This is a genomic window from Thalassobaculum sp. OXR-137, assembly GCF_034377285.1.
In the GTDB taxonomy this organism is placed as follows: domain Bacteria; phylum Pseudomonadota; class Alphaproteobacteria; order Thalassobaculales; family Thalassobaculaceae; genus Thalassobaculum.
Genome location: NZ_CP139715.1, coordinates 4,290,613 through 4,305,044, shown reverse-complemented (window position 1 = coordinate 4,305,044; position 14,432 = coordinate 4,290,613). Strand labels below are relative to the sequence as shown.

11 protein-coding genes are annotated in these 14,432 nt (G+C 69.1%); 7 read left to right on the top strand and 4 right to left on the bottom strand.

The annotated features are described in order from the left end of the window. Positions 1 to 146: 146 nt before the first annotated feature. The 4 genes from T8K17_RS20105 to T8K17_RS20090 all read left to right on the top strand — a co-directional run bounded on the left by T8K17_RS20105 (position 147) and on the right by T8K17_RS20090 (position 4,567). Positions 147 to 1,685: an acyl--CoA ligase gene (locus T8K17_RS20105; RefSeq protein WP_322331511.1), complete on the top strand. Its 1,539-nt coding sequence runs from the start codon at positions 147 to 149 to the stop codon at positions 1,683 to 1,685. Positions 1,686 to 1,688: 3 nt separating this feature from the next. Further along, a complete protein-coding gene (locus tag T8K17_RS20100; RefSeq protein ID WP_322331510.1) occupies positions 1,689 to 2,663 on the top strand; it encodes a 2-dehydropantoate 2-reductase in 975 nt (324 codons plus the stop codon). A 178-nt stretch (positions 2,664 to 2,841) separates the two neighbouring features. Further along, positions 2,842 to 3,168 carry a hypothetical protein gene (locus T8K17_RS20095; protein WP_322331509.1) on the top strand — a complete coding sequence of 109 codons (327 nt, stop codon included), beginning with the start codon at positions 2,842 to 2,844 and terminating at the stop codon, positions 3,166 to 3,168. A gap of 91 nt (positions 3,169 to 3,259) precedes the next feature. Next, the gene (locus tag T8K17_RS20090; protein ID WP_322331508.1) at positions 3,260 to 4,567 is read left to right on the top strand and encodes an ArgE/DapE family deacylase; all 1,308 of its coding nucleotides are present in this window, start codon (positions 3,260 to 3,262) and stop codon (positions 4,565 to 4,567) included. Between the two features lie 212 nt (positions 4,568 to 4,779). Here T8K17_RS20090 and T8K17_RS20085 read toward each other — a convergent pair whose 3' ends face one another. From T8K17_RS20085 to T8K17_RS20075, 3 genes are all read right to left on the bottom strand, one after another. Then, positions 4,780 to 6,783, bottom strand: coding sequence for a pyridoxamine 5'-phosphate oxidase family protein (locus tag T8K17_RS20085; RefSeq protein WP_322331507.1), 2,004 nt, complete (start codon positions 6,781 to 6,783; stop codon positions 4,780 to 4,782). Positions 6,784 to 6,813: 30 nt separating this feature from the next. Further along, a complete protein-coding gene (locus T8K17_RS20080) occupies positions 6,814 to 7,434 on the bottom strand; it encodes a glutathione S-transferase (RefSeq protein ID WP_322331506.1) in 621 nt (206 codons plus the stop codon). Between the two features lie 102 nt (positions 7,435 to 7,536). After that, complete coding sequence (locus T8K17_RS20075; RefSeq protein ID WP_322331505.1) at positions 7,537 to 8,094, bottom strand: TetR/AcrR family transcriptional regulator; 558 nt, start codon at positions 8,092 to 8,094, stop codon at positions 7,537 to 7,539. Positions 8,095 to 8,267: 173 nt separating this feature from the next. Here T8K17_RS20075 and T8K17_RS20070 point away from each other — a divergent pair, with 173 nt between their 5' ends. Further along, positions 8,268 to 9,344 carry an FAD-binding oxidoreductase gene (locus tag T8K17_RS20070; RefSeq protein ID WP_322331504.1) on the top strand — a complete coding sequence of 359 codons (1,077 nt, stop codon included), beginning with the start codon at positions 8,268 to 8,270 and terminating at the stop codon, positions 9,342 to 9,344. Positions 9,345 to 9,408: 64 nt separating this feature from the next. Further along, positions 9,409 to 11,061, top strand: coding sequence for a thiamine pyrophosphate-binding protein (locus T8K17_RS20065; protein WP_322331503.1), 1,653 nt, complete (start codon positions 9,409 to 9,411; stop codon positions 11,059 to 11,061). 281 nt (positions 11,062 to 11,342) lie between these two features. Here the strand turns inward: T8K17_RS20065 and pcaB are convergent, their stop codons facing one another. Next, on the bottom strand, positions 11,343 to 12,659 hold the full coding sequence (pcaB, locus tag T8K17_RS20060; protein ID WP_322331502.1) for a 3-carboxy-cis,cis-muconate cycloisomerase: 1,317 nt from the start codon (positions 12,657 to 12,659) through the stop codon (positions 11,343 to 11,345). A gap of 133 nt (positions 12,660 to 12,792) precedes the next feature. Between pcaB and T8K17_RS20055 the strand changes: the two genes are divergently transcribed. Next, the gene (locus T8K17_RS20055; protein ID WP_322331501.1) at positions 12,793 to 14,430 is read left to right on the top strand and encodes a GMC family oxidoreductase; all 1,638 of its coding nucleotides are present in this window, start codon (positions 12,793 to 12,795) and stop codon (positions 14,428 to 14,430) included. Positions 14,431 to 14,432 lie beyond the last annotated feature (2 nt).

Sequence of the window (14,432 nt, the reverse complement as noted above, 5' to 3'; positions counted from 1 at the left end):
CGGCCGGGGAGTGAGAGGGGAAAGGCTTTGGAGTCGAGCGAGGGTGTTGGATCGCCACACCTCTCCAAGCCCTGCCGTTGCGTTCGGGCGTCTTTCGGTCCCATGCTGTGTCCAACAAAGAAAAATCACCCATGGGAGGAACACGCATGGCGTCGCCGAGGAGTGTGTACGAACTCTTGCAGCAGGGGGCCGGCGGCGATCCGGCGATCGGGGCGCCGGGCCGGACCGATCTGACCTATGCCGGGCTGCGCGAGCTGGTGGAGGCGACCGGCCGGGCGTTGGCCGGGGCAGGGATCGGGCCTGGAGACCGGGTCGGCATCGTGCTCGCCAACGGCCCGGCGATGGCCTCCTGCTTCCTCGCCGTCGCCGCCCATGCGACCGCCGCCCCCCTGAACCCGGGCTACCGGGAGGACGAGTTCGACTTCTACATCTCCGACCTGAAGGCGAAGGCGGTGATCGTCGCCGCCGGTGACGACACGCCCGCCCGGGCGGTGGCCCAGAAGCACGGCGCCACCCTGATCGAGCTCGCAGAGGACATGAGCGGCCCCGCCGGCAGCTTCAACCTGGACGTGGGCGGCTCGGTCCCCGACGCAGCACCCCCGGCCGATCCCGACGACATCGCCCTGGTGCTGCACACCTCCGGCACCACCTCGCGGCCGAAGATCGTCCCTCTGTCCGGCGCCAACCTGGCGGCCTCTGCCGGCCACATTGCCGCCTCCCTGGCGCTGAAGCCCGCCGACCGATGCCTGAACATCATGCCGCTGTTCCACATCCACGGGCTGATGGCGGCGGTCAGCGCCTCCATGCGGGCCGGCGCGTCGGTCCATTGCGCCCCCGGCTTCAACGCCCTGCGCATCTTCCAGCAGTTCGAGGAAGTGCGACCGACCTGGTACACGGCGGTGCCGACCATGCACCAGGCGATCCTGGGCCGGGCGGCGCGCAACAGGGCGGTCATCGACGGGCTCGGCCTGCGCTTCATCCGCTCGTCCTCCTCCTCCCTGCCGCCGCAGGTGATGACCGAGCTGGAGGCGGTGTTCGGCTGTCCGGTGATCGAGAGCTACGGCATGACGGAGGCATCGCACCAGATGTCCTCCAACCCGCTGCCGCCGGCCCCGCGCAAGCCTGGTACCGTCGGCATCGCCGCCGGGCCGGAGATCCGGTTGATGGATGCGGAGGGACGGTTTGCGGCGCCCGGCGAGGCGGGAGAGATCGTGATCCGCGGTCCCAACGTCACCGCCGGCTACGAGAACAATCCCAAGGCCAATGCCGAGAACTTCCCCGACGATCCGGACGGTGGCGCCCGCTGGTTCCGCACCGGCGACGAGGGGCGGCTCGACGAGGACGGCTATCTTTCCATCACCGGCCGCCTGAAGGAGATCATCAACCGCGGCGGCGAGAAGATCGCCCCGCGCGAGGTCGACGAAGTGCTGATGGACCACGACGCGGTGGCCCAGGCGGTGACCTTCGCCGTCGCCCATCCCAAGCTGGGCGAGGAGGTCGGCGCCGCCGTCGTGCTGGGCGAAGGCAAGAGCGCCACCGAGCAGGAGCTGAAGGATTTCGTCTCCACCCGGCTCGCCGACTTCAAGGTGCCGCGCAAGCTGGTGATCCTGGAGGAGATTCCGAAGGGTGCCACCGGCAAGCTGCAGCGTATCGGGCTGGCCAAGAAACTCGGCCTGGAGGAATAGGGCATGCGGGTCTGCATCTACGGCGCCGGGGCGATCGGCGGGTTTCTCGGCGTGGCCCTGGCGCGGGCTGGCTGCGAGGTCAGTCTGGTGGCCCGCGGTCCGCACCTGGCGGCGATCAAGGAGAACGGCCTGACCCTGCTGCAGGACGCCACGCGGGAGACGGTGCGCCTCAACGCGTCGGAGGATCCGGCGGAACTCGGCCCCCAGGACCATGTGATCGTCGCGCTGAAGGCTCATTCCGTGCCGGCGGTCGCCAAGAAAATGACGGCGCTGTTCCACGAAGAAACGTCCCTGGTGACGGCGGTGAACGGCGTGCCCTGGTGGTATTTCCACGGTCTCGGTGGCGAGCTGGAGGGCACCCGGCTGGAAAGTGTGGATCCGGGCGGGGTGCAGTGGGACACGCTCGGCCCCGAGCGCGCCATCGGCTGCGTGGTCTATCCGGCCTGCGAGATCGAGGAGCCGGGGGTGATCACCCATCAGGACGGCGACCGCTTCACCCTGGGCGAGCCGTCGGGCGAGAAGACCGGGCGCGTGCAGGCGCTGTCGGAGGCGATGCGGGCCGGCGGGCTGAAGGCGCCGGTGCGGCCGCGCATCCGCGACGAGATCTGGGTGAAGCTGTGGGGCAACCTGTCCTTCAACCCGATCAGCGCGCTGACCGGTGCCACGCTTGAGCAGATCTGCGGCGACCCGGAAACCCGCGCGGTGGCCCGGGCGATGATGCTGGAGGGCCAGGCGGTCGGCGAAGCGCTGGGCGTGAAGTTCGCCATCGACGTGGACAAGCGGATCGAGGGAGCGGCGGCGGTCGGCGCCCACAAGACGTCGATGCTGCAGGACCTGGAGCGCGGCCGGGCGATGGAGATCGACGCCCTGGTCGCCTCCGTCCAGGAGCTCGGCCGGCTGACCGGCGTGGCGACCCCGACCATCGACATGGTGCTCGGCCTGGTGAAGATGCGGGGCCGCACGGCGGGGTGTTATTGAGGGCCTGTCCTGCATTTACCGACCTTCGTCATCCCGAACTCGTTTCGGGATGACGAAGAAGGGGCGGGCGCATCCGTGGCAAACACCACCGAAAAATAGCTCCGGCGTTTACTGAATCTTTAGACCGCCCGGCGATACTCCGCTCAGAACAACACAGACGTATCCAGGAGGACGCCCCATGGCGATCAGCGGTATCGGATCCGGAACCGGCTTGGGCTACCAGGCCCTCAGCCAGCTTCAGGGCCTGCAGGCGGGTGCCGCCGGCGCCAGCGGCGGGCAGGGCACGGGCCAAGGCGGCAGCCAGGCCACCCAGCAGGCCGGCAACCAGGGTGTGCGCATCCAGGGCCCGTCCCAGTCGGCTGCGGCCACCAACATCACGCCGAATGCGGTCGAGGAGACCGAAACGGGCAACACCCGCACGTCCCAGACCGCGTCGTCCACCGCCACCCCGCCGCCGCCCCCGGCCGGCTCGGGCCGCGGTCAGCTTCTCGATATCGCCGCCTGATACCAATTCGATTTCCGCGTCTTGCGCGCTTGCCGCGCACCGTACGATCCTTCGGCCAGACCCCCTCCCAAAATGGCTGAAGGATCGTACGATGACTGCCTCCGCTCCCGGAAAACTCGACCCTGACCTCGCCAAGCGCATCACCGATGCGGTCGACGCCGCGTTCGATGCCCAGATCGAGTTCACCAAGGAGCTGGTCTCCCGTCCGTCGATCCGCGGCCAGGAACATCTCGCCCAGGACCTCATGGCCGAAGCCATGGCCAAGCGCGGCTATGCGGTCGACCGCTGGCTGGTCCGCGAGGACGACATCAAGCACCACGAAGGCTTCTCGCCGATCAAGGTCGACTACGCGAACGCGTGGAACGTCGTCGGCACCCACCGCCCGCGCAACGAGACCGGCCGCTCCCTGGTGCTGAACGGCCATGTGGACGTGGTGCCGGAAGGCCCCCTCGACATGTGGTCCAGCCCGCCCTACCAGCCGCGCATCGAGGGCGACTGGATGTACGGCCGCGGGGCCGGCGACATGAAGGCCGGCGTGGTTTCCAACATGTTCGCGCTCGACGCGCTCAAGGCCGCCGGCGTACAGCCCGCAGGCCGGGTGCATCTGGAGAGCGTCTGCGAGGAGGAGAGCACGGGCAACGGCGCGCTCGCCACGCTGGTGCGCGGCTATACCGCCGATGCCTGCCTGATCAGCGAGCCGTCCTCCGGCCATGTGAACCGGGCCGTCATGGGCGTGACCTGGTTCCGGGTGCATGTGCGGGGCTTCCCGGTCCATGTGGCGACCGCCGGCAGCGGTTCGAACGCCATCATGGCGGCGTACGATCTCATGAAGGACCTCAAGGAACTGGAAGCCCGCTGGAACGCCAAGAAGGGCGAGACCAAGAACTACAAGGACGCCAAGCACCCGGTGAACCTGAACGTCGGCAAGATCGTCGGCGGCGACTGGGCCTCCTCGGTGCCGGCGTGGTGCACCTTCGACTGCCGGGTGTCCTACTTCCCGGGCTTCAAGCCCCAGGAGATGGCGCGCGACATCGAGGACACGATCCGCAATGCCTCGGCCAACCACCCGTTCCTGTCGAACAGCCCGCCGGAGGTCGAGTTCAACGGCTTCTTCACCGAGGGCTACGACCTGGAGCCGGGGACAGAGGCGGAACTCACCCTCGCGCGCCAGCACGAGGCTGCGTCCGGCAAGCCGCTCGAGGAGCGGATCGCCACCGCCTATATCGACAGCCGCGTGTTCGTGCTCTACGCGGGCATCCCGTGCCTGGTGTACGGCGCCCATGCGGAGAACGTGCACGGCTTCGACGAGCGGGTGAGCATCCAGTCGATTCGCGAGTCGACCAAGGCCATCGCCCTGTTCATCGCCGACTGGTGCGGCACGGAGCCGGTGGCGGCGTAGGCACTCCATCTATTCCCACACCCGTCATCCCGCCGAGCCCCGGACTTGATCCGGGGCTCGGCCGGGATGACGATTGTTTAATGAGATGTAAGACCTCGCCCTGAGCAGGAGCGGAGCGACGTGTCGAAGGGCCGGGCGACAACACGTCGGCCCTTCGACACGCCCCCGGATCAAGTCCGAGGGCTGCTCAGGGCGAGGTCGGAGAGCGCGGTTCAAACACCCAGGCTCACCGGCCCTACCGGATGCGCCTGGCAGGTCAGCGCGTAGCCGTCCGGCACCGCCGCCTCCGGCGTTTCGGCATACCCCACATCGCCCGACAGCAGCTTCACCGCACAGGTGCCGCACCGACCGGAACGGCAGGAGAAGTCCACCGGTACCCCCGACGCTTCCGCCAGATCGAGCAGGCTGCCCGCCTCGGGGGTCCACTCCGCCGTCTTGCCGCTTGCCGCGAAGGTGACCGGCGCCCGCTCGGCAGCCACCGCCGCCGGCGCCGCACTCGGCAGGGTCGATGGCCCGAAGAACTCGTAGTGGATCCGGTCGGCGGCCACGTTCAGACCGCGCAGGCCCGCATGCAGGTCGGCGACGAATCCGCCCGGTCCGCACAGATAGAAGTCGTAATCCCCGAACGGCAGCAGGCCCTGCAGCAGCTCGAGATCCACCCGTCCGACGCTGGCATAGTCCGCCCCGAGCACGTCCTGCGGGCGCGGCCGGCTGAACCGGATGTGCAGGTTCACCCCCGGCGCAAGCAGGGCGAGGCGGCGCAGGTGGGGGCCGAACGCCTGTTCGGAGCCATCGCGGGCGCCGTGGATGAAATACACCTCGCGCGGGGCGCGGCGGCGGATGCCCTCGCGCACCAGCTCGTTGAGCATGGCGATCATCGGCGTGATGCCGACCCCGGCGGAGAGCAGAACCACCGGACGCCGGGACGCCGCGTCGAGCACGAAATCGCCGCGCGGGGCCATCGCCTCCACCGTATCGCCGGGTTGGAGGCTGGCGTGCAGAAACCCGGACGCGGCCCCTCCCGCCTCGCGCTTAACGCTGATCCGCAGGTGCCCAGGCTGGGCCGCGTCGGAGATCGTATAGGTGCGCAGCAGCGGCTTGTCGGTTCCGGGGAGGGCCAGGCGGATCGGCAGATACTGGCCGGCACGGTGAGGTGCGATGCCGTCGCCATCGGCCGGCGTCAGGTAGATCGAGCGGATGCTGTCGCTCTCGGCGTCGATGCGGGCGACGGTGAAGGGCCGCCAAGTGTCGCGCTCGGCCAGGGCCGCGCGGGTCCGCTCCGCCTCCTCCCAGGTGCCGGTGTCCGCCAGGACGGGGGACGCTTCGAGCGGAGCGAACCGCACCGGAAGGACGCGCCGGCGCAGGACGACGGCGGTCGGCCTGAAACGCACCAGCCGCTCCGCGCCGCGAAAGGCCGCTAGTTCCGGTCCGTCCCAAAGCGTTTCCGCCGTGCCGGTGAGCTGCAGCAGGTCGCCGCTCTCGAAATCGGCGAACAGCAGGCCGGCGCGGGGATCGACCGCGAGATTTCCCAGCGTGTTGAAGTAGTTGTTGCCGGAGAAGTCGGGCCAGAGCAGCGCGCCGTCCTCGGCCACCGTCACGAAACCCGCCCGTCCGCCCCGGTGGGAGACGTCCACACCTTCCGGTGCATTGGTGGCGATGAAGAACGTGTCCGCCCGCTCGATCCTGTCGCGGACCTTGTCGCCGATCCGCTCGGAGAGCTCGGCTGGGGGCCGGGTCACGATCGCTGCCGGCTCGCGGCTGCGGGTGTGGATGTATTGCGGGCAGTTGCCGAAGCTTTCCAGTACGTCCAGCGTGAAACCATTCTTGCCGATCGCCGCGATCCGCCCGTTCGCGCGGTTGCGCCGACGGTTCTGCGGCATCAGGCCGAGCAGGCCCAAGGGCGCGCCGGCCTGCATTCCGGCAAACGCCGGGTCGTCGGCTTCCGGCAGCAGCCCGACAGTCAGGCGTGTGCGGGTCGGCGAGCCGATGAAACCCGGCTCGCCGACCAGCACGGTCGCCCAGGGCCTGCCGTCCGAATCGACGGAGCCCACGAAAAGCAGGTCCAGGTCGGCGAAGAACGTCCGGTGCTGGTCCGGCAGGAAGCGTCGGATGTTCTGGCTGCCCACGGCCGCGATGCGCTCGCGCACGCCGGCCCGGTCCTGCATCGCAAGCTCGCCCGCATGGAAAGGCGTCCGATTGGTCTCTGGCGTGGACATGGCGTGCTCCTGACGCAGACCGGCCGTGGGTCAGCCGAGAATTTCGGCGGCGGTGGGGAAGGGGAAGAAGCGCGGGTGGGCCTCGATCCGCGCCAGCCAGCGCCCGACATGGGTATACGGAGCGAGGTCGACATCCCCCTCGGGCGCATGGGCGACATAACTGTAGATCGCCACATCGGCGAAGGTCAGGCGGTCGGCGGCCAGATACTCGCGCTGCGCCAGATGGGCGTCGAGCAGGGGCAGGATTTTCGCCGAAATCGCCAAGGCGGCGGCGTGGTTCAGGGGCGCCCCGAACACTTTCACCAACCGGGCGGTCGCAGGGCCGTACTTGATCTCTCCGGCGGCAACCGAGAACCAGCGCTGAACTTCAGAGGCTTCCACGGGGTCACGCGGCATCAGCGTGCCGTCGTCATACTTGGCGCCGAGATAGGCGAGGATGGCGTTGCTGTCCGGGATTACGGTGCCGTCGTCGTCGAGCACCGGGACCTGGCCGAATGGGTTGAGTGCCAGGAACTCCGGCGTCCTGTTGCCGCCGGCCTGCATATCCACGGCGACGCTTTCGAACGGCAGATCAAGCAGGGAGAGGGCGAGCGCAATCCGGTGGGAATGGCCGGAGAGCGCAGTACCGTAGAGTCTGATCGTCGGGGACATGGAAAGCTCCGTGCAAAGATATGAACCGAACGATCGGTACATAATTCGCTCCGACAAAACGTCAAGGAGATTTTCCCGGTAACGCTTGTGACGATCTCGAGACTAGAGGATCAGGGTGCGGTCGAGCCTGTCCAGAACCCGCCGGAACGGGGCGGTGTCTCCCAGGCCCCGGGACACCACGAGCCCGCCATGGATTGCGATCAGCGCGTCCTCCGCCCGGCGCAAGGCCTCCTCCGGCGGATGGCCCGCCTCCCGGGCGACCCCGGCCAGGGCGGTGCGCAGGTTGGCCAGACGTTCCGCCACCCGCGCCCCGAACGCCGTCCGGGCGTCGCCGATGGCGAAAAGCTCCAGCAGGCAGGAGCGTTTGCCGCCCAGATAGAACCGATCGAGAGCACCGACCAGGCCTCGGACCTTCTCCTGTGGAGAGGCATCGCTCTGCAGCAGCGGGGCCACTTCCTGCGCCATCCACTGCTCGGCGCCGGCGAGGACGGCGAGGGCCATATCCTCTTTGCCGTTCGGGAAATAGTGATAGAGGCTGGATCGGCCGAGCCCGGTGGCATCGGACAGCAGCTTCAGGCTGGCGCCATCGTATCCGTGCCGGCGGAATACGTCGGCGAGCTTGTCGACGATCTCCTCGCGCGGGGTGGTGGGTCGGGCCATGCTGCGCTCCTTTATACCGAACGATCGATATAGTGGCAGTCTTCCGGAGCGCAAACGATCTGCGGCCTCGGCCGGCGTCATCGAAATGCCTCTGATGGACGCTATCAGGGTGTCTGGGAAGATTGAGAGGACCGCGTGGTGTCGACTATGAGCACGAAGACGGGCGCAGGCCGATGAGCGGTCCCAGAATCGCCGTTGTCGGCGCGGGGATCGTCGGTGCCTCGATCGCCTATCATCTTGCCGTGCGCGGTGCGGCGGTGATCCTGGTCGATGCGGCGGAGCCGGCGGCCGGCGTGACTGGGCGCGCCTTTTCCTGGATCAACATCGCCCATACCCGGCCGCATCCCTATCAGGCGCTGCGGCAGGCGGCGATCGGCGACTGGCACCGGATCGAGGCGGAGCTTCGCGGGGCGGTAACCGTGGATTGGTGCGGCGCGCTGAGTTGGGATGAGGATCCGGCAGAGACCGAGCGGCTGGTCGCGCACCATGTGGCGGCCGGCTATGACGTGCGCCTGCTCGGCCGGGCCGAAATCTCCGCGGTGGAGCCCGGACTGGTCGAGCCGCCGCGCGGTGCGGCCCACGCTCCGGGCGAGGGGGCGGTCGATCCCGTCGCCGCAACCCGCGCGCTCTGTGCCGCCGCGCGGGAAGCCGGGGCGGAGTTGCGGTTCGGTGCCCGTGTCGTCGGACTGATGGAGACCGGCGGCCGGGTGACGGGCCTTGCGCTGGAGGCTGGGGAGATCGCCGCCGAGGCCGTGGTCCTCGCGGCCGGGGTGGGGTCGACGGATCTGGCGCGAAGTGTGGGTGTCGCCCTGCCGCTGCGGGCCTCTCCCGCCACCCTGATCCGGATGCGCACTCCCGGCCCGCTGGTGCGCGGCATCGTCTGTTCGCCAGCGTTGGAGGTGCGGCAGGCGGGGGACACTTTGATGCTGTCGGCAGCCGATTATATCGACGACACACCGGAGCACGGCCCGATGGCGATCGGCCGCCGCGTCCTGGAGGCGGTGCGGTCAGGGATCCGCGGCGCGCAGGACGTCGAGCTGATCGACGCGGTGCCGGGCTGGCGGCCGATGCCGCAGGACGGCGCCCCGATCGTCGGCTTCGCGCCGGGCATCGGCGGGCTGTACCTGGCGGCGATGCATGCGGGGATCGTTCTGGCCCCGGTGGTCGGTCGGTTGGCGGCGGCGGAGATCCTGGACGGTCGTGCCGCCGATGCATTGCAGCCGTGCCGGCCGGAGAGATTCCGTCTCTAGGCACGCCCCCGCCGGTCTCGCCATACTCCCGGCAACAAACCAAAAAGATCCCGGGAGGAAGAGCATGGCCGAGACGTATCGGGTGGGTGACCTCGTCGCCGATTTTCTGCAGCGCATGGAGGTGGAGACGGTGTTCGGCATCGTCTCGGTGCACAACATCCCCACGCTGGACGCCATCGGCCGCCGCAACGCCATCCGGTTCGTCACCGCCCGCAGCGAGTACGGCGGCGGACACATGGCCGATGCCTATGCCCGGGTGCAGGGCGGCCTCGGCGTGCTGATCACCAGCACCGGGCCGGGGGCGGCGAATGCGGTGCCGGCGCTGGTGGAGGCCGCCTTCGCCTCGACCCCGCTGCTGCACATCACCGGCCAGACGCCGACGGCCATGCTGGACCGCGACATGGGGCCGGTGCACGACGTGCCGGGCCAGTCGGCCATGCTCGCGTCGGTCTGCAAGAGCGCCTATCGCATCCTGTCGCCGGACCAGGCACTGGGGATTCTCACCCGGGCGGTGACCGACGCGATGACCGCGCCGACCGGGCCGGTCACCGTGGAGATCCCGATCGACGTGCAGCGCGCGCCGATTGCCCGTCCAGCGGAGCTGGAGACCCTCGGCTTGCCGCGCACCGGGGCCGTTCTGCCCGATGCGCCGTCGATGTCGGCGCTGGTCGAGACGGTGAAGGCTGCCCGGCGCCCGCTGCTCTGGGTCGGAAACGGGGCCAAGCACGCGACGGGTGCGGTGCAGGCGCTGGTCGATCTCGGCATCCCGGTGATCAGCAGCTGGAACGGCCGCGGGGCCGTGCCGGAGGATCATCCGCTGTCGCTGGCGGCCGGGGCCGGCCTGCCGGAAATCCAGTCCTTTCTCGACAGCGTCGACCTGCTGATCGTCGCCGGCTCGCGGCTGCGCGGGCATGAGACCCAGGACCAGTCGCTCGCCCTACCGGCCCGCCGGGTGCAGATCGACATCGACGCCAAGGCGCAGGGGCGCACCTACACCACCGACCTGTTCGTGCGGGGCGAGGCGGGGGCGACCCTATCGGCCCTGGCCGAGAAGCTGGCCGGCGGCCTGTCCATCGACCCGTCGCTGGCCGGCGATGTGGCGGCGGCGCGCAAGGCGGCGAAGACGGCCTACAGCACCTTCCTGGACGGCTACGCGGCAATGCCGGAGATCGTGCGCCGGGCGCTGCCCCGCGACGGGGTTTTCGTGCGCGACGTCACCCTGTCGCACACCACCTGGGGCCACCGGGCCTTCGAGGTCTACGGGCCGCGCGACACGCTGTATCCGGTGGGCGCGGCTATCGGGCCGGGCCTGTCTATGGGCATCGGCGCCGCCCTGGGGGCAGGGGGCCGCAAGACGCTCTGCATCAGCGGCGATGGCGGCTTCGCCATGAACCTGGGCGAGCTCTGGACCGCGGCGGACGAGCGGGCCGACGTGGTGTTCCTGGTGATGAACGACCGCGGCTTCGGGGTGATCAAGCACATCCAGGACAGCCTGTATGGCGGCCGCCACCACTTCGCCGATCCGACCCCGCCGGACTTCAAGCGCCTCGCCGAGGGGAGCGGGATGCCCTACGCCGTCGTGCAGTCGATGGACGCGCTGGAGGCGGCGCTGAGCGAGGCGCTGGCGGTGCCCGGTCCGGCGCTGGTCGAAGTCGACATGGCCGCCATCGGACCGTACCCGCGCTACTACAGCCCGCCGCCCTACGCGAAGGGGTGAGGGGGGCCTACATAAACCCAATCAAGTCATCCCGAACTTGTTTCGGGACCTCCGGGCGTTTGGAAAGATCAAGGTCCCGAAACAAGTTCGGGACGACGACTTTTTGAAAATGCCTATGACCTCGTCCTCAGCAGCGGAGGCCCGGATGGATCCGGGCCGGAGCGTTTCGAAGGACCGGCCCGCTGCACCAGGCCCTTCGACACGTCCCCCGGCTCAATCCCGGATTTAATCCGGGACGGGGTCCTGCTCAGGGCGAGGTCATCGAGAGATTTCAATGAGAACTACAGCGCCAGCACCCGGTTCACGATCTCTTGGGAGGCGCCGAGGTAGTTCAGCGGATCGGCCGCCGCGTCCCAGTCCACCGGCGCGTCGCAGCGCTCGCGCAGCAGGTCGGTGATCGAGCGGCCGGAGCCCGGCGCGTCCTTGCAGACCTGCTTCACCAGGGCCTGGGCCTCCACCTTGCCGATATGCGCGGCGAGGGCGGTGGTCACCGCCTCGGCCATGATCAGTCCGGTATCGAGGTCCAGATTGGCCCGCATCCGGGCCGTGTCGACGTGGAGGCCGGACAGCGTCTCGCCCATGATCCGCAGGGCCGCGGCCGTGGCGAGGACCATCGGCGGCAGGAAGATCCATTCCAGCGTCCAGCCGGGTCCGCCGCGCTCGTGTTCCTGGATCGACGCGTGGTGCAGGCCGGACAGGTTGGTGGCGTTCGCCCGCGCCAGGGTGACGAGCATCTCGACGCCGATCGGATTGGCCTTCTGCGGCATGGCGCTGGAGCCGCCGCCGCCGCCGGCGCGGATCTCGCCCACCTCGTTCTGGCCCATGAGCAGCAGGTCGGCGCCGATCTTGCCAAGGGTCCCGGTGATTCCGGACAGCCAGTCGCCCAGCCCGAGCATGCCGTCGCGCGCCGTATGCCAGGGCGACACGGCCCGCTCCAGCCCCAACTCGTCGGCCAGCATGTCGGCCACGTCCATGCCCTGGGGACCGATGGCGGCGAGGGTTCCGGCGGCGCCGCCGAACTGGACGACCAGCAGTTCCTCGCGAACCCAGATCAGCCGCTCGCGGTGGCGCTTCAGGGGTGCCAGCCAACCGGCGACCTTGGCGCCGAAGCTGATCGGGATGCCCTGCTGGGTGCGGGTGCGGCCGGCCATCACCGTGAAGCGGTGGTCGTCGGCCATCACCGAGAGCAGGGCGATCACCGCGTCCAGCTTCGCCTTGATCCGGTCGGTGGCCGCCGCGAAGCAGAGCAGCAGGGCGTTGTCGTAGATGTCCTGGCTGGTGGCGCCGGCGTGGATGTGATCGCGCGCGTCCGCTCCGACCTGATCCCGGAGCTGGCTGACCAGGGCCACGATCGGCACCCCGGCGGACCGCATGCCGGTGCCGAGATCCGCCATGTCCGGCATGAACCCGTCCAGGGCGGCGTCGATCGCCGCGGCCGCCTCCTGCGGGATCACGCCCATCCGCCCCTCGACCCGGGACAGCGCGCGCTCGACGTCGACCATTGCCCGGGTCACGGCGGCATCATCGATCAGGGCGGCGATTTCGGGATCGGACAGGAGCGGGGCGGTGAGGGCGGAGTCGAAGGCGGTAACGGGCATTCCAGTCGTCCTTGAGATTGGTCGTTCCTCGTCAGCATAGCGCGGCGCGGTTGGCGGCTCGACAGATCATCCGTGCCGTGCTCGCATTCCACGAAGCTGTCCGGAAATAAGGGCAGCATGGGAGGGAAGGACGATGCAAGACGCGCAAGGGAACTCGGACGCGATGACCGCCGAGGTCGATTTCATCATTGTCGGGGCGGGATCGGCCGGCGCGGCCCTCGCCAACCGGTTGACGGAAAGCGGAAAACACAAAGTCCTGCTGCTGGAAGCGGGGGCGGCGAGCCATCCGTACAGCCGCATGCCGGCGAGCTTCGGCCTGCTGATTTCCGACCCCGCGGCGAACTGGTGCTACACCTCCGCGCCGGAGCCGGCGACCGCGAACCGGGAAATTCCCGTCCCGCGCGGCAAGCTGCTCGGCGGGTCGTCCTCGATCAACGGACTGGTCTATGTGCGCGGCCAGCCGCTCGACTACGACACCTGGGCGCAGCGCGGGAACCGGGGCTGGAGCTTCGACGACGTCCTGCCGATCTTCAAGCGGATGGAGAATTACGAGCACGGCGCCGACGACATGCGCGCCCAGGGCGGCCCGCTGCATGTCTGCGAGTCCTACGACCAGAGCCCGCTCTACGAGGCGATCTTCCGCGCCGGCGAGGCGGTCGGCATCCGGCGCAACCCGGACTATAACGGCGCCGACCAGGAAGGCTTCGTACGCACCCAGACCACGATCAAGAACGGCATTCGGCAGAGCACGGCGGTGGCCTATCTGGAGCCGGCGCGCAACCGGCCGAACCTGCGGATCGTCACCGGCGCGCTCGCCACCCGGCTGATCCTGGAGGGCAAGCGCTGCGTCGGCGTCGCCTACCGGGTCGCCAACAGCGAGGAGGTGGAGGTCCGCGCCGGGCGCGAGGTGATCGTGTCCTGCGGCGGAGTGGCGGCCCCGCAGCTTCTGGAACTCTCGGGCATCGGCCGGCCCGACGTCCTGAAGCCCCTCGGCATCGAGGTGAAGCACGAGCTGCCTGCCGTCGGCGAGAACCTGCGTGACCACATCAACGCCCGGATGGTCTGGCGGCTGAAGCAGCGCGGGGTATCCTACAACGAGCGCATGTCCGGGCTGATCCCGCGCGGCTGGCAGTTCCTGCGGTATCTCACCACCCGGCGCGGCTTCATGGCGATGCCGTCCGCCCCGATCCTCGGCTTCCTGAAAACACGTCAGGAGCTTGAGACGCCGGACATCCAGGTCCATGTGATGCCCTATGTCATCCGCGACGCCAAACGCCGGCTGCTGCACGACTGGCCAGGCATGACCATGACCTGCTACCAGCTTCGCCCCGAAAGCCTGGGCACCATCCATGTGCGCTCGGCCGATGCGCGCGAGCATCCGGAGATCCGCTTCAACTTCCTGTCCGACGCCCTGGACCGGCAGACCATGACCGACGGGCTGCGGCTGATCCGCAAGGTGGCGGAGGCCGCACCCATGGATCCGCTGCGTGGCGAGGAGGTCGAGCCGGGCACCGGCGCCACCAGCGACGAGGACCTGCTGAACCACGTGCGCAACACCGCCAACACCGCCTTCCACCCGGTCGGCACCTGCCGCATGGGACCGGGGCCGGACTGCGTCGTCGACAGCCGCCTGCGGGTCCATGGCATCGCCGGCCTGCGGATTGCGGATGCCTCCATCATGCCGACCATGGTGTCGGGCAATACCAACGCAGCGGCCATCATGATCGGGGAGAAAGCCTCCGACATGATCCGCGAAGATCATCCGAACTGAGG

Coding starts and splice junctions, on each gene's coding strand:
- T8K17_RS20100 (WP_322331510.1), top strand. CDS start 1,689: ATGCGGGTCTGCATCTACGGCGCCGGGGCGATCGGCGGGTTTCTCGGC.
- T8K17_RS20075 (WP_322331505.1), bottom strand. CDS start 8,094: ATGGCCCGACCCACCACCCCGCGCGAGGAGATCGTCGACAAGCTCGCC.
- T8K17_RS20055 (WP_322331501.1), top strand. CDS start 12,793: ATGCAAGACGCGCAAGGGAACTCGGACGCGATGACCGCCGAGGTCGAT.
- T8K17_RS20080 (WP_322331506.1), bottom strand. CDS start 7,434: ATGTCCCCGACGATCAGACTCTACGGTACTGCGCTCTCCGGCCATTCC.
- T8K17_RS20085 (WP_322331507.1), bottom strand. CDS start 6,783: ATGTCCACGCCAGAGACCAATCGGACGCCTTTCCATGCGGGCGAGCTT.
- T8K17_RS20070 (WP_322331504.1), top strand. CDS start 8,268: ATGAGCGGTCCCAGAATCGCCGTTGTCGGCGCGGGGATCGTCGGTGCC.
- T8K17_RS20095 (WP_322331509.1), top strand. CDS start 2,842: ATGGCGATCAGCGGTATCGGATCCGGAACCGGCTTGGGCTACCAGGCC.
- T8K17_RS20065 (WP_322331503.1), top strand. CDS start 9,409: ATGGCCGAGACGTATCGGGTGGGTGACCTCGTCGCCGATTTTCTGCAG.
- pcaB (WP_322331502.1), bottom strand. CDS start 12,659: ATGCCCGTTACCGCCTTCGACTCCGCCCTCACCGCCCCGCTCCTGTCC.
- T8K17_RS20105 (WP_322331511.1), top strand. CDS start 147: ATGGCGTCGCCGAGGAGTGTGTACGAACTCTTGCAGCAGGGGGCCGGC.
- T8K17_RS20090 (WP_322331508.1), top strand. CDS start 3,260: ATGACTGCCTCCGCTCCCGGAAAACTCGACCCTGACCTCGCCAAGCGC.